Annotated in this window: 24 protein-coding genes; 11 read left to right on the forward strand and 13 right to left on the reverse strand. The window is 69.8% G+C overall.

Annotated features, from left to right (window positions below; all coding sequences use genetic code 11):
- Positions 1-4: 4 nt before the first annotated feature.
- From ASC98_RS06295 to ASC98_RS06320, 7 genes are all read right to left on the reverse strand, one after another.
- On the reverse strand, positions 5-628 hold the full coding sequence (locus ASC98_RS06295; RefSeq protein ID WP_157597790.1) for a histidine phosphatase family protein: 624 nt from the start codon (positions 626-628) through the stop codon (positions 5-7).
- A gap of 18 nt (positions 629-646) precedes the next feature.
- Complete coding sequence (locus ASC98_RS06300) at positions 647-1,024, reverse strand: VOC family protein (protein WP_056810292.1); 378 nt, start codon at positions 1,022-1,024, stop codon at positions 647-649.
- 66 nt (positions 1,025-1,090) lie between these two features.
- Positions 1,091-2,338, reverse strand: a complete 1,248-nt coding sequence (locus ASC98_RS06305) for an MFS transporter (protein WP_056810295.1) — start codon at positions 2,336-2,338, stop codon at positions 1,091-1,093.
- Between the two features lie 22 nt (positions 2,339-2,360).
- A complete protein-coding gene (locus ASC98_RS29300; protein ID WP_082541720.1) occupies positions 2,361-2,570 on the reverse strand; it encodes a 2TM domain-containing protein in 210 nt (69 codons plus the stop codon).
- Between the two features lie 27 nt (positions 2,571-2,597).
- Positions 2,598-3,377: an alpha/beta hydrolase gene (locus tag ASC98_RS06310; protein ID WP_200952976.1), complete on the reverse strand. Its 780-nt coding sequence runs from the start codon at positions 3,375-3,377 to the stop codon at positions 2,598-2,600.
- A 32-nt stretch (positions 3,378-3,409) separates the two neighbouring features.
- Entirely contained in the window at positions 3,410-4,528 is a 1,119-nt protein-coding gene (locus ASC98_RS06315; protein WP_369820423.1) for an SMP-30/gluconolactonase/LRE family protein, read from the reverse strand.
- Positions 4,525-5,979: a carotenoid oxygenase family protein gene (locus ASC98_RS06320; protein WP_056810298.1), complete on the reverse strand. Its 1,455-nt coding sequence runs from the start codon at positions 5,977-5,979 to the stop codon at positions 4,525-4,527. The genes ASC98_RS06315 and ASC98_RS06320 overlap by 4 nt, the downstream gene beginning before the upstream one ends.
- Before the next feature lie 171 nt (positions 5,980-6,150).
- Between ASC98_RS06320 and ASC98_RS06325 the strand changes: the two genes are divergently transcribed.
- Positions 6,151-8,679, forward strand: a complete 2,529-nt coding sequence (locus ASC98_RS06325; protein WP_056810301.1) for a winged helix-turn-helix domain-containing protein — start codon at positions 6,151-6,153, stop codon at positions 8,677-8,679.
- 36 nt (positions 8,680-8,715) lie between these two features.
- On the opposite strand, the gene ASC98_RS06330 is transcribed toward ASC98_RS06325, so the two are convergent.
- Positions 8,716-9,546: an AraC family transcriptional regulator gene (locus tag ASC98_RS06330; RefSeq protein WP_056810304.1), complete on the reverse strand. Its 831-nt coding sequence runs from the start codon at positions 9,544-9,546 to the stop codon at positions 8,716-8,718.
- 81 nt (positions 9,547-9,627) lie between these two features.
- Here ASC98_RS06330 and ASC98_RS06335 point away from each other — a divergent pair, with 81 nt between their 5' ends.
- The 9 genes from ASC98_RS06335 (at position 9,628) to ASC98_RS06375 (ending at position 16,490) form a co-directional block, all read left to right on the forward strand.
- The gene (locus ASC98_RS06335; RefSeq protein ID WP_082541721.1) at positions 9,628-10,032 is read left to right on the forward strand and encodes a DUF3224 domain-containing protein; all 405 of its coding nucleotides are present in this window, start codon (positions 9,628-9,630) and stop codon (positions 10,030-10,032) included.
- A 76-nt stretch (positions 10,033-10,108) separates the two neighbouring features.
- Complete coding sequence (locus ASC98_RS06340; RefSeq protein WP_056810310.1) at positions 10,109-10,381, forward strand: hypothetical protein; 273 nt, start codon at positions 10,109-10,111, stop codon at positions 10,379-10,381.
- A 107-nt stretch (positions 10,382-10,488) separates the two neighbouring features.
- A complete protein-coding gene (locus ASC98_RS06345; RefSeq protein WP_255358631.1) occupies positions 10,489-11,214 on the forward strand; it encodes an RNA polymerase subunit sigma-70 in 726 nt (241 codons plus the stop codon).
- Between the two features lie 101 nt (positions 11,215-11,315).
- Positions 11,316-12,254 carry a PEP-CTERM sorting domain-containing protein gene (locus ASC98_RS06350; RefSeq protein ID WP_082541722.1) on the forward strand — a complete coding sequence of 313 codons (939 nt, stop codon included), beginning with the start codon at positions 11,316-11,318 and terminating at the stop codon, positions 12,252-12,254.
- 55 nt (positions 12,255-12,309) lie between these two features.
- Entirely contained in the window at positions 12,310-12,732 is a 423-nt protein-coding gene (locus tag ASC98_RS06355) for a DUF2784 domain-containing protein (protein ID WP_056810321.1), read from the forward strand.
- A 53-nt stretch (positions 12,733-12,785) separates the two neighbouring features.
- Positions 12,786-13,526 (forward strand): peptide-methionine (S)-S-oxide reductase MsrA, encoded by a 741-nt coding sequence (gene msrA, locus ASC98_RS06360; protein ID WP_200952977.1) that lies wholly within the window; start codon positions 12,786-12,788, stop codon positions 13,524-13,526.
- Between the two features lie 197 nt (positions 13,527-13,723).
- A complete protein-coding gene (locus ASC98_RS06365) occupies positions 13,724-14,317 on the forward strand; it encodes a Spy/CpxP family protein refolding chaperone (RefSeq protein WP_056810324.1) in 594 nt (197 codons plus the stop codon).
- A gap of 109 nt (positions 14,318-14,426) precedes the next feature.
- Positions 14,427-15,140, forward strand: coding sequence for a response regulator (locus tag ASC98_RS06370; RefSeq protein WP_056810332.1), 714 nt, complete (start codon positions 14,427-14,429; stop codon positions 15,138-15,140).
- 33 nt (positions 15,141-15,173) lie between these two features.
- Positions 15,174-16,490 (forward strand): HAMP domain-containing sensor histidine kinase, encoded by a 1,317-nt coding sequence (locus ASC98_RS06375; protein WP_056810335.1) that lies wholly within the window; start codon positions 15,174-15,176, stop codon positions 16,488-16,490.
- 14 nt (positions 16,491-16,504) lie between these two features.
- On the opposite strand, the gene ASC98_RS06380 is transcribed toward ASC98_RS06375, so the two are convergent.
- From ASC98_RS06380 to ASC98_RS06390, 3 genes are read right to left on the reverse strand one after another with little or no spacing between them, the layout of a single operon-like run.
- On the reverse strand, positions 16,505-17,902 hold the full coding sequence (locus ASC98_RS06380) for an MATE family efflux transporter (RefSeq protein ID WP_157597792.1): 1,398 nt from the start codon (positions 17,900-17,902) through the stop codon (positions 16,505-16,507).
- A complete protein-coding gene (locus ASC98_RS06385; RefSeq protein WP_056810337.1) occupies positions 17,899-18,324 on the reverse strand; it encodes a DUF3717 domain-containing protein in 426 nt (141 codons plus the stop codon). Before ASC98_RS06385 ends, ASC98_RS06380 begins: the two co-directional genes overlap by 4 nt.
- Before the next feature lie 57 nt (positions 18,325-18,381).
- The gene (locus ASC98_RS06390) at positions 18,382-19,683 is read right to left on the reverse strand and encodes a tryptophan--tRNA ligase (protein ID WP_056819805.1); all 1,302 of its coding nucleotides are present in this window, start codon (positions 19,681-19,683) and stop codon (positions 18,382-18,384) included.
- 39 nt (positions 19,684-19,722) lie between these two features.
- Here ASC98_RS06390 and purN point away from each other — a divergent pair, with 39 nt between their 5' ends.
- Positions 19,723-20,346, forward strand: coding sequence for a phosphoribosylglycinamide formyltransferase (gene purN, locus ASC98_RS06395; protein ID WP_056810339.1), 624 nt, complete (start codon positions 19,723-19,725; stop codon positions 20,344-20,346).
- Between the two features lie 21 nt (positions 20,347-20,367).
- Here the strand turns inward: purN and ASC98_RS06400 are convergent, their stop codons facing one another.
- A complete protein-coding gene (locus tag ASC98_RS06400; RefSeq protein ID WP_056810342.1) occupies positions 20,368-21,027 on the reverse strand; it encodes a DUF1345 domain-containing protein in 660 nt (219 codons plus the stop codon).
- Entirely contained in the window at positions 21,024-21,266 is a 243-nt protein-coding gene (locus ASC98_RS06405) for a DUF1653 domain-containing protein (protein WP_056810345.1), read from the reverse strand. Before ASC98_RS06405 ends, ASC98_RS06400 begins: the two co-directional genes overlap by 4 nt.
- Positions 21,267-21,274 lie beyond the last annotated feature (8 nt).

Below are 21,274 nucleotides of genomic sequence, written 5' to 3' on the forward strand. Positions count from 1 at the left end.
GCCTTCAAGCACCCTTCAGATGATGCGTGTCGTTCGACGATTCGAGGACCCACTTGCTCGTGTTCATCGGCAGGTTCCAGTGGGTGATCGAGGTGTAGCCGGCAGCCGGGTAGGCGCGCCGAAAGGCGGCGTCTCCGTACCCGAAGAAGTACTGGAAGGCCACCTGCATCACGCCACCGTGCACCACCAGCACGGCGGTTTGCCCCACGTGTTTCTTGACGATGGCATGCAATGCCGACTGCACGCGAGCACTGAACTCGATGGCCGTTTCGCAGCCATCAACGAAGCGGTGGAACAGCCGGTCTCGATCTCCCAGGCCCTGCCATGTGGCGATGAACTCGGCTTCATCCATGTCCCCATCACCGCTTCGCCATTCCGCCAGGTCTTCTTCCAACGTCGCCGACAGGCCGAGCGCCGGGGCCAGCAACGCCGCAGTCTGCCGAGCCCTGGGCAGGGTGCTGGCATAGAGCACGTCGGCCTTGATTTCCTGGCTCACCCGGAGCCTGTCGGCCAGCGCTTGCGCCTGCAGCTTCCCTTTGTCCGACAGCCCGAGGTCGACGCGTGGGCCCACGCCATCGACCTGGCCTTCGTCGTAGGCGGCATGGCGAATCAGAAAGATCGAAGTCATGTCGTTGGCAGGCAAGGTTCAGGCCCCGGGGGCGTGGCACACCGCTTCGATGTTGTGCCCGTCCGGACCCAGGACGAAAGCGGCGTAGTAGTTCGCGTGGTACTTCGGGCGCAGCCCGGGCGGACCATTGTCGGTGCCACCCGCCTCCAGCGCCGCGCGATAGAAGGCGTCGACCTGCTGGCGAGTCTCGGCCACGAACGCCAGGTGGAGATGCGCCGGCTTCTCGTCGGTCTGGCAGATGCACAACGACGCGTTGCTGCCCTTTGCGCAGAGTTCGACGCCGTAGGCCGGCGTGCCCTCCGAGGCAATGGTGACGCCGAGCGGTTCGAGTGCCTTGACGAAGAACGCTTTGCTCGCCGCGTAGTCGCTGGCTCCGAACTTGACGTGGTCAAACATGGATTCTCCTGACGTGTGTGGGGCAGCACTCTACTCGCGCCGCACCGGCGCCCACCGCACCACGGCCTAGAGTGGAGAAAGCTCGCGTGCACGGCGGCCATCGAGCGGCTTGCGCGACACCAGCAGGAACAGCGCGAGCCCCGCCAGGGTCAGCGCGAATCCTGCCCACGCCGCGGAGAGCAAGCCATACCCTTGCGCGATGGCCTGACCGCCTGCCCATGCGCCGATCGCGTTCGCCACATTCAGCGCCGCCAGGTTCATCGCGCCCATCAGCGTCGGCGCATCTGGCGCCGCCCGCGTGAGCCGGACCTGGATGGTGGGGATCGCCACCATCATCGTGGCGCCCACGGCCAGCAGGCCCACCATCAGGACCCAGGTGGTGCGGCCACCCACCGCCAGGAGCGCCAGGGCGACCAGCGCGCTGCCGAAGCCGGCCACCAACCCTTGCGAAGGATGGCGGTCGGCGAGCCAACCGCCGATCACGTTGCCCATCGTCATGCCGATGCCGAAGAGGCCCAGGGCGATCGGGATCCATGTCGCGCTCAACCCAGCACCGTCCGTCACCAATGGCCCGATGAAGGTATAGACGGCAAAGATGCTGGCCACGCCGAGGGCCGCCACGGCCACCATCGCCCAGACGGATGCGCGGTTCAAGGCTCGCAGTTCCTGCAGCACCGGCCCGCCGTCGAGCGCGGCGGAGCGTGGCACGCACAGCCACAGGGCGATGAATGACAGCACGCCCAGCGCCGAGACTGCCAGGTAGGCATTGCGCCAGCCGAGCGACTGCCCCAGCAGCGTGGCCAGCGGCGAGCCGACGATGGTGGCCACCGTCAGCCCCGTCATCACCAGCGCAAACGCCCGCCCGCCCTGGCCGGGCCCGACGATGTACGAGGCGACCACCGCTCCCGCACCGAAGTACGCGCCTTGCGGGATCCCGCTCACGAAGCGCGCGAGCGTGAAGCTGCCCAACCCGGTCGCCACGGCCGACAGCACGTTGCCGAGAACGAACACCGCCATCAAGGCCAGCAGCAGGCTCTTGCGGTTCAGCTTCGCGGCCAGGATCGTCACCGCAGGGCCACCGAGCACGACACCGAGGGCATAGGCCTCGACGGCATGCGTCGCGGTCGAGAGATCCAGGCCCAGGCTGGCTGCAAACAGCTGAAGCATGCCCATGCTGGCAAATTCGGAGGTCCCGATGCAGAACGTTCCGAGCGCCAGCGCCAGCAGCGTCAGCCTCCTTCGCTTGAGTTGGCGCGCATCGGTGCAATGCGCCTTCGCCAGCCGGCACTGCGGTTCGTAGGCTTCGTTGAACATGATGGTTCTCCTGGGCGGTTGATCAGCCGGCGCCGGCATCGCGGGCGCCGGGCCCGATGACGAACCACCCATGCGCCAGCACGCCGATGCCCCAGCCCGCCAGCACGTACGCCACCCAGTAGGGCGCGCCGGTCCAGAGGTTGATGCCGAGCATCAGTGCCATGCTCAGCACGAAGACGACCGAATGAATGCGCAAGCCGCGCTTGCGCTCAGAGCGTCCGAGTCTCTTCATGTTGACCTCCTGGTGGCGGGTTCGGCCTCATTGAGCCGATGCCCGTGCCGCCTCGTCGATGGCCTGGGCCACCGCATCGGGCTGCGAGATGTAGGCGGCGTGGCTGGCCCGCACCTCCTTGATCGAGGCTTTCGCGCGGCCGGCCATCTTGCGTTGCGCGGGCGGCGGGATGATGCGGTCTTCGGTGGCCAGCACGTACCAGCTGCGGTGCGTCTTCCAGGCGGGTTGCGACACCTTGGCCTCGAACGCGGCCGCCGCCGGAGGTATCTGGGCCGCTGCCAGGAAGGCACCGTGCGCCGGCGGCAGGTCTTGCGCAAAAGCCTGCGGGAAGATGGCGGCGTCGAAGAAGAGGTAGCCGTCTGCCGAGGGCTGCACCGGGGGCGAGGCGCCGCCTTCGAGCAGCGATGACACCGACTCTCCCGCATCCGGCACGAAGGCCGCCACGTAGACGAGCCCCGCCACGTTCGGCGCGTTGCCGGCTTCGGTGATCACCGCGCCGGCGTAGGAATGACCCACCAGCAGCGCGGGCCCGTTCTGCCGCGCCAGCACGCGCTGCACCGCGGCCACGTCCGCCGCCAGCGAGGTGAGCGGGTTCTGCACGATGCTGACGGCATAGCCCTTGGCCTGCAGCAATTCGTGCACGCGTTGCCAGCCCGAGCCATCGGCCCAGGCACCATGAACGAGGACGACGTTTTTCACTTTGGCTTTCTCCAGGGGTTGTTGAGCGGCGGCAGGAGCGCAGGCTCCCGCCAGCAGTGCGGCACCGAGCAGTGCCAGCAGGCGCAGCAGATGGATGGGGTTCTTCAAGTCAAGGCTCCCTCGTGGTGGTGAAACCTGCGTCAGCGCGCGAGCCAGCCGATGGCCGGCGCGTGCAGGCTGTGGATGTAGAGACGCTGCGCGGTCTCGGTGGCGCCGGTGGTTTCCGGATAGGTTCCGTCGGGGTCCTGCAGGTCTTCGACGACGCGCCCGTCCTCGTCGATCGCGAAGACATGGCCATGGGGCTTGCCGAGCGGCAGCCACGCGCGCGGCAGTCGCAGCAGCACCTTGCGCAGGAACGGCCGCTCGGCCAGGCTGTCGGCGGCCGGGTTGCGCGGTTTGAACAAGCCCACCCAGATGCGGCCGCCGCGGCCGCGCATCAGGTTGTCGGGATAGCCCGGCAGGTTGTCCAGCAGCACGCGGGCCTGTGGCGTGGCGTGCCGCACGTCGATGCCGCGCGCCGCCGCATCGAGCTTCCAGACCCGGTAGCGGCCGGTCTCGGCGACGAACAGCGAGTGCCCGTCGGCCGACAGCGCGATGCCGTTGGCGAACGAGAAGCCCTGTGCCACCACGCGGGTACCGTGCGCGACCGGGTCGTGCGCCAGCACGCGGCCGGTGGCGGCCTGCTCGATGATGTCGAGCACGCTGGCCTCGTAGGTGCCACCCCAGCGCGATGGTGCGAAGCGCGCCGAGGCGTCGGTGAAGTACACCGTGCCGTCCGGCGCCACGACCACCGAGTTGGCATAGCGGATCGGGTCGCCCGGGCCCACGCTGTCGGCGAGCAGCTCCACCTTGCCGTCGACGCCGATGGCGAGCAGTCCCTTCATCGCATCGGCGGCCAGCATGCGGCCCTGCGCATCGAAGTCGAAGCCCAGCACCCGTCCGCCGGTGCTGGCCAGCACCTCGCGCCGGCTGCCGTCGGCGTCCATGCGCAGCAGCGTGCCGCTGGTCATCGCGGCGTAGAGCTTGCCGTCGGGGCCGAAGGCGATGTGCTCGGGGCCGAACTCGCTGCCGATGTCGATTCTGTGCAGCTGCGCCAGGCGCGTGTTCGCGGCGTGCGGCCCCACGTAGCCGGGCGGTCGGGGCGCAGCCCAGGCCACCGGCTCGGCGGGCACCGGCCACAGGCAGAGATAGGCCACGGCGGCCGTGGCGATCACTGCCACCGCGGCTGCCAGCATGCGGGCCGTCGGCAGGCGCCTCATGGCCTGCCTCCTTGTTCGGATCCGCGGATGAAGGAGCCGTGGAAGCCCAGCGGGATCGCAGCCGGCACGTCGACGCGGGCCCGCAGCGTCATGTCGCGGGCATCCAGGATCGCCAGCGCCGACGCCGGTGTCCGCTGGCTGCAGCCCACCGCGAGCAGCACGCCGTCGTCCTCGTCAACGCCGCCCGGACGGGCGACGAAGACCGGCTCGCCGTAGATGCGTTCGCCATCGCTGAAGGCCCGGCTCTTGCCGCTGCGCACGTCCACCTTGACGATGGACGACGCGTAGCCGCCTTCGGCCTGCGGGCCGTCGGCCGCCCCCCAGGCGTAGCGGTAGTCGCTGCCACTGGACATGCGGTAGTGGATGCTGGGGAACTCGAAACCCGCGTCGCCGAGCGCCTGGACATCGGCACGCGGTCGGCCGCTGCGCATCGTGATCCGCACCAGCCGCGGCCTGAGGTCCGGCAGCCGTTCGGCCATGCGCGCGACACGCAGGTCGTCCATGATCGTGGCGTTCGGGTAGGCCAGCGCGTCGAGCACCGTGTCGCCGCCTCGCTCGAAGGCGTTGACGGTGTGGAACACGAACATCGCGTCGGCCTCATGCTCCGTCGCCTTCCCGCTCGCGCGGTCCATCACGATCAACCGCGTGCCGTCCTGCGGGCGCCACTCGAAGTGGTCGATGTAGCCTCGGTTGGACCACAGCATGGACCGCGGCCGCACCGCGAACGGGTGCGCGACCAGCACCACGCGCGACGGCGTGAGCCCGAACGAGTGCATGTAGGGCACGCGGTCGGTCTGCCACGATCCGACCACTCGGCGCACGCGCTCACGGTCGTCGTGCTGGTAGACCGAGACGACGCCGCCGCCGGCGCCGAAGGTGGTCGCCAGGTTGACGACCTGCCCGCGCGCGAAGTCGCGGTGCGGGTGGGCGCCCATCACGCAGCCGTCGAGTCCGTCGCGCGCATACGGCCGAACGCCCAGCGAGCGCAGCGATGCGGCGTCGATGCGCAGTTGCCGTGCCCCCTCGGTGAGGGCGACGAGCTCGTCGCCCATCTGCACGATGTTGACGTTGGTGTTGTCGGTGCTGCGTTGCACCGGCTGCAGCAGCCGTTGCCAGGGCGTGCGACCCGTCGGCGTGCCGAACGACGACAGCTGTGCCCGGCCGGCGGCGATCTCGCGGGCGGCCTCGCTGTCGAGCAGGCGCGACTGGAACTGCACCGCCGAGGCGCCGATGCGGAATGCGTAGATCTGGCCGAGGCCGTCGAACCAGTGGCGCGCCTGCCAGCTGCCCTGGGCGAACACGGCCGGGCAGGTGCGCAGCAGGTCGCCCTGCAGCCAGGCGGGCACCGTGCCGGTGACGACGGCGTCCTGCGGCTCGTGGACATCGGGCGAACGACGGAACGGCGCCATCGCTTCGAGTTCGCGCGAACGGTGGGAGAGCTGCAGCGGCATCGTCAGTCCTGTGGATCGCTCTCGATGAGCGTGTGAGGATTGTTTTGGCGCGCGGCGAACCCCGGGCTGAAACCATCCTGAAGGTTTCCTGATTCGATCGACCAGGATCCGGTCGGCCCGGTGCGGTGGCCCGCATACACTGCGGCATCCGGCACCCTCCGCTTCGCTCCGATGGGCAGTGCGACTGCATCGATCCGCTATCGCTTCGGCCGCTTCGATGTGCAGCCCGCCGAGCGGTGCCTGCGAGCGGACGGGGTGCCTGTCCACCTCGGCGGGCAGGCGTTCGATGTCCTCGTCGTGATGCTCGAGCGCGCCGGGCACCTGGTCACCAAGCGCGATTTGCTGGCCCGCGTGTGGGACGGCGTGGTCGTTGAAGAGAACTCCCTGCAGGCGCAGATCTCGTCGCTGCGAAAGATCGTCGGCCGGGAGGCCATCGAGACCGTCAGCGGCCAGGGCTACCGGTTTGCAGTTCCCGTGCGCACGGTCGGCGAGCCCGCGGCGGCGAGTGCGCCGCCGGACAACCTGCTGCCGCAGGCCTTGACGACCTTCATCGGCCGCGAGAAGGAGATCTCGGAGATCCGGCTGCACCTGGAGACCACGCGCCTGCTGACGTTGACGGGTCCCGGGGGCTGCGGCAAGTCGCGGCTTGCGCTGCAGGTGGCCGGCACGGCGTTCGACGCGTATCCGGGCGGCGTGCGGCTCGTCGAACTGGCGCCGCTCGGCGATCCGACGCTGGTCGAGCAGGCGGTGGCCAAGGCCCTCGACATCGCGGTGGTGCCGGGCCAGAGCATCGTCGAGACGATCATCGAGTGGCTGAAGCCGCGGCGGGTCGTTCTCGTGCTCGACAACGCAGAACACGTGCTGGAAACGTGCGCGACGCTCGTGGACGCGCTGCTGCGCCGCTGCCCGAGCCTGGTGGTGGTGGCAACCAGCCGGGAGCGGTTGCGGGTCGACGGCGAGCTGACCTACCTCGTGCCGTCGCTGTCGCTTCCCGCCAGCGACGACGTTCGAGACATCCTGGCCTGCGAGGCCGTGCGGCTGTTCATCGATCGCGCACGCCTGCTGCGCCAGGACTTCAATCCGACGCAGATGCATGCACAGGCGCTGGCGTCGATCTGCCGGCAACTGGACGGCATCGCGTTGGCGCTGGAGCTGGCGGCACCTCAGCTGCGCATCATGTCGCTCGATGCGCTCGATGCGCGCCTTGCCAGTCGTTTCACGCTGCTCACGGGAGGGCTGCGCACGGCGCTGCCGCGCCACCGCACGCTTCGCGCGCTGATCGACTGGAGCCACGACCTGCTGAGCGAACCCGAGCGGGTCGTGCTGCGCCGGGCATCGGTGTTTGCCGGCGGCTGGACGCTGGAAGGCGCCGAGCGGGTGTGTGGCGGGTCGGGCATCGACGTCGATGACGTCCCCGGCCTGCTGGGTTCGCTGGTGGACAAGAACCTGATCGTCGCCGACGTGACGAGCGAGAGCACCCGCTTCCGGATGCTCGAGACGGTGCGCGAGTATGCGAAGCATCACCTGCGCCTCCGTGGAGAAGTGGATGCCGTCCACGGCCGTCTCACGGCGTGTGTCCTCGACCTCGCGATGGGCCTGGATGCCGCGCAGGACTCCGTGCTCCAGGACGTGCTGCGCCGCCTCGATGCCGAACACGGCAATCTGCGTGTCGCGCTGGCATGGTGCGAGAGCGAGCCCGCACGGTCGATGGACGGGCTGCGGCTGGCTGCACTGCTCGAGAATTTCTGGCGGGTCCGCGGTCTCTGCGGCGAAGGGCTGGCGTGGCTGTCGCGATTGCAGCCGCCGTCGTTCGACGGCCAACAGGGCGAGATCCGCGCGTTGGCATTGCACACCACGGGCACGCTGCTCGGCGTCTACAGCGACCAGGCCACGGCGGCCGCTCGACTGCGCGAGGCGGTGCAACTCTGGAAACAGCTGGGCGATCGTCGGCGAGCTGCCCGATCACTGGTATGCCTGGCCGAGGTCGAGTGGTACGGCGGGAACGCGGAAGCGGCGCGCCAGGCCTGCGCGGAGGCGTTGCCGATCTCGCGAGAGCTGTGCGACTGGCGCAACGCCGCGGAGGCTCTTCTCTATTCCGCGGAGATGGCGAGGATCGCGGGCGACTACGACGCGGCAGAGAAGTCGCTGCAGGAATGTCTGGCGCTCGGCCGCGACATCGGCGGGTGGGTCACGGCGGCCGCGCATGCCTACACGGCCGCGTTGATGTACTCGCGCGGCGATCATGAGCGCTCCCGCGCGACCTGGCGCAAGAGTCTCCCGGGCTATCGCGAGTTCGGAGATCGCCAAGGGACCTGTGCGGCACTGATGAGCATTGCCATGATCTCGCAGGAACTGGGGGAGGTCGTGGTCGCCACCTCCCACCTGCGTGAAGCGTTGGACTGTCTGCCAGGGGCACACGACAACGAATTGCTGTACTGGCTGGATGCCTTTGCGGCCCTGCTGGTCGCTCACGACGGCGCAGCCGACGCCGGGCGCGTCTGGGGTTGCGTTGCGCGCCACCGGGAGGAGCGACGTCTTGAACGGCCGGACTCGACGCGTTACCAGCGCAGGCTGAGCGGGGCGCGCGATGCCTTGAAGGATGACCTGGCGTTCGACCTCGCGTGGAGCGAGGGGCGGTTGTGGTCCCTCGACGAAGCCGAACGCTTTGCGCGCCACCACCACGTGTGGGCCAGTCGCTGACAGGCCGTCATTGAACGCCTTGTCGCGCGGCGAGCACTACCTCTTTGCCGCCGCCGCGTAGTCCCCAGGCGTCCGCCCGACGAGCCTGCGGAAATCCGCAATGAAATGCGCCTGGTCGAAGTAGCCGAGGTCCTGTGCCAGCGCGGCCCACGAGACCGGCTCGCCGGCCTGCACCCGGGCAACGGCCTCGTGCAACCGGTAGCGCTGGATCACCCATTTGGGGCCGACCCCCACATACTCGGCGAACAGCCGCTGCAGCGCGCGCAACGTCAGGCCGTGCCGTCTGGCGAGCTCGGCTGCCGCGACGAGCTCGCGGTCGTCGACGATCGAGTCGACGATCCGTGCCGCCAGCAGCGCCTGCGGATCGGGCGCAGGCACGCGCGGTGCGAGGAAGCGCTCCGCCACCTCGATGGCGTCGCCCATGTCCTCGTGCCCGAGCACGTCGACCAGCATCCGCGCAGCGTCGCCGAACAGCTCCGCGAGCGGCAGGTGGCGGTCGGCGAGCTCGGACACCGGGCGGCGCAGGATGCCGCGAAACGCGCCGGGTCGGAACTTGATGCCGAAGGCTTGCGAGTCGCCCTCCATCGAGGTCGACCAGCGCCCGGTGTGAACGCCGTGCGCGGCCATGCGGCCGGGCTCGATGACGATGTGCACGTTGGGGTGCGGCAGTGTCTCCTGCACCTGCGCAGGCCGGCCGGCCAGGCGCCAGCGCACGCGCCAGAAGTGCTCGATGGTGTCTGCGAGCCCCGGCGACGGCGCGGCCCGCTCGTGCGTGAAGGCGCCTTCGGCGACACGGTGCAGCACGCCGCGCGCCTGCGGCGCGACCGGTCGTCGCGTTTTTCCAATCGGCAGCGCGGGAGAGGGCATTCCAATGCGGGTATCGCCAAGTGCGGACGATGATGCCATGTCCCTCCAACGCGTCTTCGCCCCCATCGACAGGAGATCACCATGAGTTCACGCCATTCCACCGGCCCCTTCGACGTGGCCCTCGCACCGCAGCCGCTCAGCGACGTGGCCGCGCCTGCGGGCCTCGGCCGCATGTCGCTCGACAAGCGATTCCATGGCGAGCTGGAGGCCATGAGCCAGGGAGAGATGCTTTCATGGCGCGACGCCGCCAAGACCTCGGGCGGCTACGTCGCGCTGGAACTCGTGCGCGGCACACTCGCCGGCCGCGAGGGCAGCTTCGTGCTGCAGCACAGCTCGACGATGGCCGCCGGCGTGCCGCAGCAGTCCATCACCGTCGTGCCGGGTTCGGGCACCGGTGCGCTGGCCGGGCTCACGGGGCGCATGGAGGTCGTGATCGGCGAGGGCGGGGCGCACTCGTATCGGTTCGACTGGGGCTTGCCGGAGTGAGCCCCTTCCGCAGTTTCGGAGAAGCGCCGGCTGACGGTGAACGATACAAAGGCGGATCCCAACCCAAGGAGATCCCATGTGCCAAGGTATCGAACTCACGAATCGCCGTGCAGAGCTCGCTTCAAGGTGGAGCCACTGGATCCGCCAGTCGCACCGCTGGCTGTCGATGGTCTTCACGCTGACCGTCGTCGCCAACTTCGTCGTGCGAGCTCGTGGCGAGCCCCCCGCGTGGCTGACCTACTCGCCGCTGCTCCCGCTGTTCCTGCTGCTGTTCAGCGGCCTCTACATGTTCGCGCTGCCGTATGCCAGGCGCTGGCGCAGCAGCGGCGCCCGCCGCACCGCCGGCTAGTCGTCCAGGCTGCCCATCGTCAGGTTCACGGTGGTGCCCGTCATGCCGCTGGCGCGGTCAGACGCCATCAGTGTGGCCATGTCCGCCACCTCCCCGAGCCGACGCAGCTGGACGAGGTCGCCTGGCTGGAGCCCTATCCCGATGCGATGCTCGATGCGGCCATCGCCGTGCCGATCGGCCCCGAGGCGCGCTACGAGCAGGCGCAGTCGATCTCGCTGGCCTTCGTCGCGGCGCTGCAGGTGTTGCCGCCGCGCCAGCTCGCGGTATTGATCCTGCGCGACGTGCTCGGCTTCCATGCGAGTGAAGTGGCGAGCATGCTGGAGTCGACTGTCGAATCGGCCAACAGCGCATTGAAGCGGGCGCGTGCCGGTTTGCAGCGGCGGTGGGTGCCGAATGCGGAGCACGCGGCGCCTGTCGGCGAGGTATCACGCGCCGAGGCCGCCATCGTCGCGAAGTTCGCCGAGGCGTATGGGGCCGGCGACCTCGATGCGCTGGTCGCGCTGCTCACCGACGACGTCTTCATGTCGATGCCGCCGATGCCACTCGAATACCGCGGCCGCGAGATCGTCGCGCGCTTCTTCCTGCTGGTCTTCCGTGCGAACCGCCGCTTCGCGCTGGTGCCCACGCGCGCCAATGGCCAGCCGGCTTTTGGCGCCTACCTGCGCACGAGCGACGGTCCGTTCCCCGGGGTGGGATTGGTGGTGCTCACGCTCCACGGCGAACGCATCAGCGCGATGAGCCGGTTCGACGGCAGCGTGTTGCCGTGGTTCGGATTGCCGGCGTCGCTGCCGGGTCCGCGGGCGATCACGTCGTGCGGAGCACTGCCAGCGTGACGGTGCCGCGAGACCGCAACGCGGCAGGGCCCTTTCATTGCGCGGCGCAGGCCGTTGCGCTTGAATACCCGACGGGCCACGGAGGTCCGAAGGGAGCGACGATGAACGACATGAAGCGCTGGCTCGCAACTCTCGCAATGCTGGCCGCGGTGGCCGTTCACGGGACTGCGCACGCGGCCACCGGATCGGTCGAATTCACGCTCGATGGTCTTCCGTCGCTCGCAAGCGATGCCGCCGCAGCCGACGCCTCGGGTGCCGCTGGCTACTGGATCACCGACAACCGCTATTCCAGCAGGATGGCCCTGATCCGCGACTGGCAAGGTTCGGCGCCCGCGCTCGTCGCGTCCTACCAATCGACGGACGCCGGCGCCGCGGGCCTGGCCGGCGCCCCGTTCGGTGAGGCCCAGGGCCGGCTTGCATGGGCGCCAGACCTGGAGATGTCCGCGGGCTCGCACTTCCACGAAGGCAGTCTCGGCATGTCGTGGCAGGGGGTATCCACCAGCGACCTGAGCCTCGCCAGCCTGAACTGGGGGCGCTCCTTCGCTCTCAATCCGCATTCGTCGGTGACGCTCGCCGGTACCCTGAGCTACACCTACAGTGGGGGACCACTGGAAGCCCGCTACGAAAGCCACCTCACTCCGGTGATGTGGGGCAACGAGCTGGGCGTCGCATCGCTGCACTTCGACCGGCGAGAGACCGACGAAACGCCGGGTGACAACCACAGCATGTTCGACTTCGATCTGCTCGGCACCATCCACTATGACGACCCACGCAACGGCACGCGCGGGCACGGCGGGCAGTTCACGGCAAACGACATCGCGTACAGCGTCGATTCCTTCGGGCATCTGTCGATGACGATCTTCAACCACTCCAGCAAGGTCCTGTTCGGCAGCTTCGACATCGGCAGCAGCATCAGCAGCCTGCCGATCTCCGCTGTTCCGGAGCCGTCGGTCTGGATGGCCATGCTGCTGGGGGCGGGGCTGATCGGTCTGCGGCGAAGGTCGGGCGAGGCAGACCTGCTCACCACCCGCTCTTCGTGACGAACGCGGCTTGCGCACTTGAGCGGCCTGGCGCCTTGAGGGCAAACTGGCAGTGATGCTCGATCTGCCCTATCAACTGCTCGCCAACGCCGTCCTGATCCTGCACATCGCCATCGTGCTGTTCGTGGTCGGCGGACTGGTGCTGATCGTCGTCGGCAACCTGCGTGGCTGGCGCACGGTGAATTCGCTCTGGTTCCGGCTGCTGCACCTCGCCACGATCGGCATCGTCGTCGCGGAAGCCTGGCTCGGCATCGAGTGCCCGTTGACGACGCTCGAGATGTGGCTTCGCGCCCGCGCCCAGGTTTCGACTTATTCCGGCGGCTTCATTGAGCACTGGCTGCAGTCCGCGCTGTTCTGGGATGCGCCGCCATGGGTGTTCACCGTGGCGTACTCTGCGTTCGGTCTGGCGGTGGTGGCCGTCTGGTGGCGATTCCCGCCGAAGCCGGTCCGCCGCCATCCCGGCGCAACCCGCGTGTAAGGTCCGCCCGGCTCGATGCGACAGAGGCCGACACGACCCTCAGGAGCGTTTCGATGATCACCCCCACCCGCTCACCCCGCCGCCGCCTGCTCGCCGCGGCCGCCTTGCTGGTCGGCACCGGCGCGGTGATGACCCTTTCCGCGATGGCCGGCGGCATGGGCAGCGAGGCGCGCGTGGTCCCGGCATTCACCGCAGGCGCCGCCCGGCCCAGCCCCACCGCCACCACTGAAACGGCTGTCTTCGCCGGCGGTTGCTTCTGGGGCGTGCAGGCCGTCTTCCAGCACGTCAAGGGCGTCACCAACGCCGTCTCCGGCTACGCGGGCGGCGAGGCCGCCACTGCGGTCTACGAATCGGTCGGCAGCGGCTCCACCGGCCATGCCGAAGCGGTGCAGGTCACCTACGACCCCCGGCAAGTGAGCTATGCGCAACTGCTGCAGATCCATTTCTCGGTCGCGCACGACCCGACGCAGCTCAACCGCCAGGGGCCGGACACCGGCACGCAGTACCGCTCGGCGATCTTCCCGGCCGATGACGAGCAAGCCCGCATCGCGCGCGCCTACGTGGAGCAGCTCGACAAGGCGCATGCCTTCAAGTCGCCGATCGCCACCCGCATCGAAACCGGTCGCCGTTTCTTCCCGGCCGAGGCCTACCACCAGGATTACCTCGCCCGCAACCCGCGGCAGCCCTACATCGTCTTCAACGACCTGCCCAAGCTCGACGACCTGAAGCGCCTGTTCCCGCAGGCCTGGCGTGCCGAGCCGGTGCTGGTGGCCTCGAAGTCCGCAGCCAGCTGACCAAAAAAAAGCCAGCGGCCCTGGAGGGGACCGCTGGCGAGATCAAGTTGGCAGTGGCAACTGCTGCGCCATCATACTGTATAAAAAAACAGCCCCTGCCATTCACAGATCTTTACCCCCCAGCCAATCCCGCTTCACTGCTGCCCGCGAGCATTCATCCATCGACCCGCCTCCCCGGGTCTTGTTGGAGAAAGACGATGAGCGACGTGAGCACTTTCGACGCGCTGCCGCACGACAAACCGCGCGGCATCAAGCGCCTGCTGGGCGGCATGCTGCTGGCCGTGGCCGGCACGCTGGCCCTCTCGGCCTGGGCCCAGAACGAACCGCCGGCTCCCGGCTTCGGCCATGGCCCCCGCATGCACCACACCGGCATGGGCGGCCCCGGCATGTTCATGGGCCGGCCCGAGCAACTGAACCGCATGGTCGACCGGATGCTCGACGGCGTCGGCGCCAGCGATGCTCAGCGCGCCCAGATCAAGCAGATCGTGCAGGCCGCGGCCGCCGACCTGAAGACCCAGCACGATGCCGCCAGGGGGCTGCACGACAAGGGCCTGCAGTTGCTCGCCGCGCCGACCATCGACACCGCCGCCGTCGAGTCGCTGCGCCAGCAGGCCGAAGCCCAGCATGACCAGGCCAGCCGCCGCGTCACGCAAGGCCTGGTCGACGTGGCCAAGGTGCTGACGCCCGAGCAGCGGACCAAGCTGGCCCAGCGCATGAAGATGCGCGAAGACCAGATGCGCGACCGCATGCAGCGCGCGCAGCGCGACAAGCCCGCACAGCCCCCGAAGTGATTCTCCGGGCCATCACGAGCCGCAAGTTGTGATCTCATTGCGACCTGCCACTTCCAGTGGCCCGCGGCCCGATGCCGCGGGCCTTTCGGCCTTGGAGGCTGACCGACCCATGACATCCCGCGTGTTGCTGATCGATGACGATGCCCGCCTGTCCGCGATGGTGGGCGACTACCTGCGCGGCTCCGGCTTCGAGGTGGAAACCGCCGGCTCGCTGGCCGCCGGCCGCGAGCGCCTGGCCGGTGCCGGCTACGACGCGCTGGTGCTCGACCTGATGCTGCCCGACGGCGACGGGCTCGACCTGTGCCGCGAGCTGCGCGCCAACCCGCGCACCCGCCAGTTGCCGCTGCTGATGCTGACCGCCCGCGGCGAGCCGATGGACCGCATCGTCGGCCTCGAACTCGGTGCCGACGACTACCTGCCCAAGCCCTTCGAGCCGCGCGAGCTGCTGGCGCGCGTGAAGGCGCTGCTGCGCCGCGCGACCCCGCCAACCTCGCCCGACGAGGTGCTGCGCTTCGGCCGCCTCGAGATCGACCTCGGCGAGCGCGTCGCCCGCCTCGGCGGCGTGGCCTGCGACCTCACCAGCCACCAGTTCGACCTGCTGGTCGTGCTGGCGCAGAGTTCCGGCCGCGTGCTGTCGCGCGACCAGATCATGGACCTGCTGAAGGGCCATCCGCTCGAGGCCTTCGACCGCTCGATCGACGTGCACATCTCGCGCATCCGCGCGGTGATCGAGGACGACCCGAAAAACCCGCGCCGCGTGCTCACGGTGCGGGGCGCCGGCTACGTGTTCGCGAAGAAGCAGGACGCGGAGGGTGCCGACTGATGATGCCGACGATCTCCGCGCGCTGAGGCCGCGATGCGCACGCTGACCCTTCGGATCTACCTCACCGTCGTGGCGGTGCTGCTGCTGTTCGCGTCCGGTTCGGCCTGGCTGTTCCAGCGCCACATGGAAGACGAACGCATCCGCGCCGACTCCGTGCTGTCCGAACGCATGGCCGCGTGGGGCGACCTGATCCAGCGCTCGCTGCCGGGCGCCGAAGCGCCGCACGAGGACCAGGCCCAGGCGCTGCGCGAGTGGTCGCAGCGGCTGCGGCTGCCGCTCGCGCTCGACGATCCGAACGGCGACCGCATCTCGGCGTCCGATTCGTTCGTGCTGCGCCAGGGCGAAGGCCAGACGCGCAGCTTCCAGATCCACCTCGAGGACGGCCGCACGCTGTGGGTGCTGCGGCCCGGCCTGCGGCGCCCGCCGCCCGAAGGCCGAGGCGAGTTCGGTCCGTTGCCGCCCAACCTGCCGTTCGTGCCGCCCACCTGGCAGCGCGGCGTCGGCACGATCGTCGTGCTGGTGCTGCTGTTCGTCGCGGTGGCCGCCGGCGCGTGGCCGGTGGTGCGGCGGTTGACGCGGCGGCTGCAGGCGCTGAAGCGCGGCGTCGAGCAGTTCGGCGCCGGTGAACTGCACCACCGCGTCGAGGTGTCGGGGCGCGACGAGGTCGCGGCGGTGGCGGCCAGCTTCAACTTCGCGGCCGAGCGCATCGAGGCGCTGGTGCGCTCGCACCAGTCGCTGCTCGCGAACGCCAGCCACGAGTTGCGCTCGCCGCTCGCGCGGCTGCGCATGGCGGTGTCGATGATGGAAGACGCGACGCCCGAGCAGCGCCATCGGCTGCGCCGCGAGATCGACACCAATGTCGGCGAGCTCGATGCGCTGGTCGAAGAGGTGCTGCTCGCGAGCCGCCTCGACGCGCTGCAGCATGTCGACCACCACGAGCCGGTCGAGCTGCTGGCGCTGGCCGCCGAAGAAGGCTCGCGCGTCGGCGCCGACGCCGATGGCAGCACGGCCACCGTGCAGGGCGACGAGCGGCTGATCCGCCGCGCGCTGCGCAACCTGCTCGAGAACGCCCGTCGCTACGGCGGCGGCGACATCACGATCGAGGTGCGCAACGGTTCGGGCCGCGCGCTGGTGCAGGTCTGCGACCGCGGGCCGGGTGTGCCCGAGACGCTGCGCGAGCGGATCTTCGAGCCGTTCTACCGGTTGCCCGGCCATGCCGAGCAGGCCGGCGGCGTCGGGCTGGGGCTGAGCCTGGTCAAGCAGATCGCCGAACGGCATGGCGGCAGCGTGCGCTGCGAGTCGCGCGATGGTGGCGGCAGCTGTTTCGAGCTGAGCCTGCCGCTGGCCTGATCAGGCGACGGCCTTCAGTCGATCGACTTCTGGCGCCACAGCCAGACCAGGAAACCGCCGAGCCCGAGCGCCGCCGACACCAGGCCGGCGGTACACGCCGACCAGAAGCCCACCGCGCCCTGCAGCACGGCCGGCATGCGCCCGGTGGTGTCGAACGCCACCATGTAGCCGCCGCCGAGCCCGACGCCCCAGATCGCGAACGCGTAGATGAGCATCGGCACCGTCGCGAGCCGGTAGGCGCGCAGCACGAACGACGCGATCGTCTGCACCGAATCGGCGATGTGGAACACCGCGACCCAGGCCAGCAGCGGCATCGCGGCGGCGACGATGGTCGCGTCGCGCGTGTAGGCGCCCAGCACCGTCTCGCGCGCGAGGTACACCGCCGAGCCGAGCACCGCCGCCAGTGCGGTGCCGATCAGGAGGCTGTGCCGGCCGATGCGCCGCGCATCGGCCGCGTCGTGGGCACCGATGCTCTGCGCCACCAGCGTGCCGCTCGCGTTGGCCAGCGCCAGCGGCAGCATGAACATCAGCGAGATCAGGTTGGCGGCGAGCTGGTGCCCGGCCACCGCGGTGCTGCCGATGCGCGAGATGAAGAACGCCATGAAGGTGAAGCCGGTCACCTCGATCAAGATCGAGCCGCCCATCGGCACGCCCAGCCGCAGCAGTGCCGCGAGGCTCGCGCGATCGGGTTTCGGGAACGGATGGCCGCGCAGGCCGAACGCGTTGTAGAAGCTGTCGCGCCGCAGCACCTGCCACGCGAGCGCGAGCTGCAGCCACATCACGATGGCGGTGGCCACCCCGCAGCCCGCGGCGCCGAGCGCGGGGATCTGCAGCGGGCCGAGCGTGGCGCCGAACACCAGCACCGCGTTCAGCGGCACCTTCAGCGCCAGTGCGCCCAGCTGCAGCAGCATCACGGTGGTCGGACGAGACACCGCGGTGTTGAAGCCGCGGAACGCGGTGAACACCAGCGCCGGCGGCAACGCGAACGCGAGCGCGCCGAGGTAGCCGCGCACGCGCTCGGCGACCTCGGGCGAGGCCTGCGCGAGCGCGAGGAAGGGCTGCGGCATCAGCAGCAGCGCGCAGCCCGGCACCGCCAGCAGCAGCGCGAGCCACACCGACTGCTGGAACTGCCGGCCGGCGCCGGGCAGGTCGCGGGCGCCGAACAGCTGGCCGGCGATCGGGCCGATCGCGAGCACGACGCCCATCAGCCCGACGAAGATCGTGATGTAGGTGGCGGCGCCGATCGCGAGCGCGGCCAGGTCGAGCGCGGTGTGGCGCGCCACCATCACGGTGTCGGCGGTGCTGAACGCGAGCACCGCGAGCTGGCCGATGAACACCGGCCAGGCCAGGCGCGCGATGCGGCGCGCGCTGTCGAGCAGGCCGTGCTCGCTCGTGAGGGCCGCCGCCGTCACGCGGCCGGGCTTTCGCCGGAGGGTTGCGCGCGTTCGGCGTAGCGGTTGAAACGCCAGGCGGTGCCTTCCATCGTGATGCGCCGCCAGGTGACGCGCTTCTCGGCCGGCGTCATCTCGGTCCACAGCTGCACTTCGTCGAAGGTGCGACCGCAGCCCTTGCAGACGTCGTCGCCCTGGCTGGTCGAGCAGATCGCGATGCACGGCGCATCGGGCGTGCTGGCGTACCACTGCAGCCAGGCGTCGCGGGCCTTGTCCGGCATCGAGGCCTCGTCGCACTCGCTCTCGTGGTAGTAGACGAGCAGCGCATACACCTCGGCCAGCGCCAGCACCTGCGGGCAGGCGGTGATGCCGTCCGGCGACGGGCTGCGATCGCGCCACCAGTTGATGGCGGATTCGATGTCGGTGATGTGGATGGCGGCCATGCGGAAACCCTGCGGGGGGCAGAGCATAGCGCGCGCCGAAGACCCCGGCAGCGCGGGTTATTCCTGCGCTGCGGCGAGCAGGGCGAGCGCCTGTTCGACCACCTGGCGCTCGGCGCCCAGCTCGACCGGCGCATCGGTCAATGCAGCTGCGCCCTCGGTCTTCAGCCGCTTGACCCAGCCGCCGGCCTCGCGGCCTTCGGCGAAGCCGCGGCTTTGCAGCAGCACGAGGTTGTCGGATGCGGTGAGCTTGAAATAGAACTGGCCGTCGGCCTCGCGGTATTGCTTGAAGACGGCCAGCTTCGGCGCTTCGACGGCGACTGTCGGCGCGCCGGTGCGCGCGACCGCCTTCATCGACCGCAGCCCGACCGCGCCGCGCAGCTCCTGCAGGAACGGCGTTGCCACCGCGCGCGCCTTGCGGGCGCCGACCAGCAACGCCTCTTCGATGCGCTCGGGGTGCGCCATCAGGTCGGCGTAGTGCGCGCGCATCGGCCCGACGTGGGCCTCGATCCGTTCGAACAGCCGCTGCTTGGCATCGCCCCAGCCCAGGCCGTCGCGCAGCTCGGCGCGGAAGGTGGCGCGCTGCTCCGTGGAGGCGAAGGCATCGTGGATGGTCACCAGGTGCGAGGAGTCCGGGTCCTTCGGTTCGCCAGGCAGCTTCGAGTCGGTGACGATCAGCGCGATCGCCTCTTTCAGCGCCTTCGGGCCGCCTTCGAACAGCGGGATCGCGTTGTCGTAGCTCTTCGACATCTTGCGGCCGTCGAGGCCCGGAAGCGTCGCGACGGCTTCGTCGACCTGCGCCTGCGGCAGCACGAACAGCTCGCGCCCCTTGCCGAACAGGTGGTTGAAGCGCTGCGCGACGTCGCGCGCCATCTCGATGTGCTGCACCTGGTCGCGCCCGACCGGTACGCGGTGGGCGTTGAACAGCAGGATGTCGGCGGCCATCAGGATCGGGTAGCTGAACAGGCCCATCGTGATGCCGTCATCGGCGTCCCTGCCCTGTGCCTCATTGGCATCGGTTGCGGCCTTGTAGGCGTGGGCGCGGTTCATCTGGCCCTTGGCGGTCACGCAGGTGAGCAGCCAGGTGAGCTCGGGCGTCTCGGGGATGTCGCTCTGGCGGTAGAACGTGACGCGCTCGGGGTCGAGCCCGGCGGCCAGCCAGGTGGCGGCGATCTCCAGGCGCGAGCGCTCGATGCGGTCGGGCTCGTCGCACTTGATCAGCGCGTGGTAGTCGGCCAGGAAGAAGAAACTCTCGACGCCGGGTTCGCGGCTGGCCGCGATCGCGGGGCGGATCGCGCCGACGTAGTTGCCGAGGTGGGGGGTGCCGGTCGTCGTGATGCCGGTGAGCACGCGTTGCGTCATGGTGGGGCGCATTGTAGGTGGGCACTACACTGCCGGCCGATGAAACGCATCGTGATCCTGATCTCCGGCCGGGGCTCCAACATGGAAGCCATCGTGCAGGCCTGCGCCGCCGAAGGCTGGCCGGCGCAGGTGGCGGCGGTGATCAGCAACCGGCCCGATGCGGCGGGGCTCGCGTTCGCGCGCGAGCGCGGCATCGCCGCGGTGGCGGTGGACCACAAGCGCTTCGACGACCGCGAGGCCTTCGATGCCGAGCTGGCCGCGGCGATCGACGGTTTCGCGCCCGACGTGCTGGTGCTGGCCGGCTTCATGCGCATCCTCGGCGACGGCTTCGTCGCGCGCTTCGCCGGCCGGATGATCAACGTGCACCCGTCGCTGCTGCCGGCATTCCCGGGGCTGCACACGCATCGCCGTGCCATCGAAGCGGGCTGCAAGCTGGCCGGTGCGACGGTGCATTTCGTGACGCCGGCGCTGGACCACGGGCCGATCATCGCGCAGGCGGCCGTGCCGGTGCTGCCGGGCGACACCGAGGCCAGCCTGTCGGCCCGCGTGCTGGCGCGCGAACACGTGATGTACCCGCGCGCGGTGCGCTGGCTGGTGCAGGGCCTGCTGCGGGTCGACGGCGATGTCGTCACGCACACGGCGGGCGAGTCGCAGCTGCTGTAGGCCGCGCTTCGAGATGCGGCGTCAGATCAGGCCGGCGGCGATGTTGATCGTCAGCGCGAGGATCGCGGTGTTGAACGCGAACGACAGCAGCGATTGAATCAGCACCGTGCGGCGCATCGTGCTGTGCGTGATCGCGACGTCGGCGGTCTGCGATGCGACCGCGATCGTGAACGAGAAGTACAGGAAATCCCAGTAGCGGCGCGGCGCCTTCGGGTCGCCGGGGAACACCAGCCCGCAGTCGGCCGGCCCGGCGTCGCGCGCGAAATAGGTGCTGGCATAGCTCAGTGCGAACAGCGTGGGCAGCAGCAGCCAGGCGCCGATCACCGTGACGAGCGCGAATGCGATGCGCGGCAGCGCCTGCTGCGGTGCGGCGCCCTTGGCGCTCGACAGTTCGACGCCGATCGCCGCGAGGCTCGCCACCGCGGCCGCGATCACCGCCAGCAGCACCACGCCGTGCCCTTCGGCCTGCGCGACCGCGGTGCGCCGCAGGTGGTGGTGGTCGGCGCGCGACATGATCCAGAACGCCTGCGCGAGGTACAGCCACACGGCGACGTTCCAGCCAAGCAGCAGCGAGGGCGGCGCCTGGGCGGGCAGCGGGGCGAGCCACGCGACGATCGCGCCGGCGCCGGCCGACAGCAGCAGGTGCGGGCGGGCGCGCATCTGCGCGAGCAGCGTCCTCATCGCACGGGCAAGCGCTCGAAGCGGGGGCGGACGATGCCGTCGATCTCGACCGTGCCGACGAACATCTCGAACGGCCGCACCCACCAGCCGGTGTCGTTGTACAGCGGGCGGTAGACCACCACCGGCGCCAGCGATTCGCTGTGCCGCGCGACGCCGATCACCTCGTACTCGCCGCCCTTGTAGTGGCGGTAGAGGCCGGTGGGCACGGTGGGAAGGGGCGGCAGGTCGGGCTCGGTCATGGCGGCAA

Source organism: Rhizobacter sp. Root1238 (genome assembly GCF_001425825.1).
Classification (GTDB): domain Bacteria; phylum Pseudomonadota; class Gammaproteobacteria; order Burkholderiales; family Burkholderiaceae_C; genus Rhizobacter.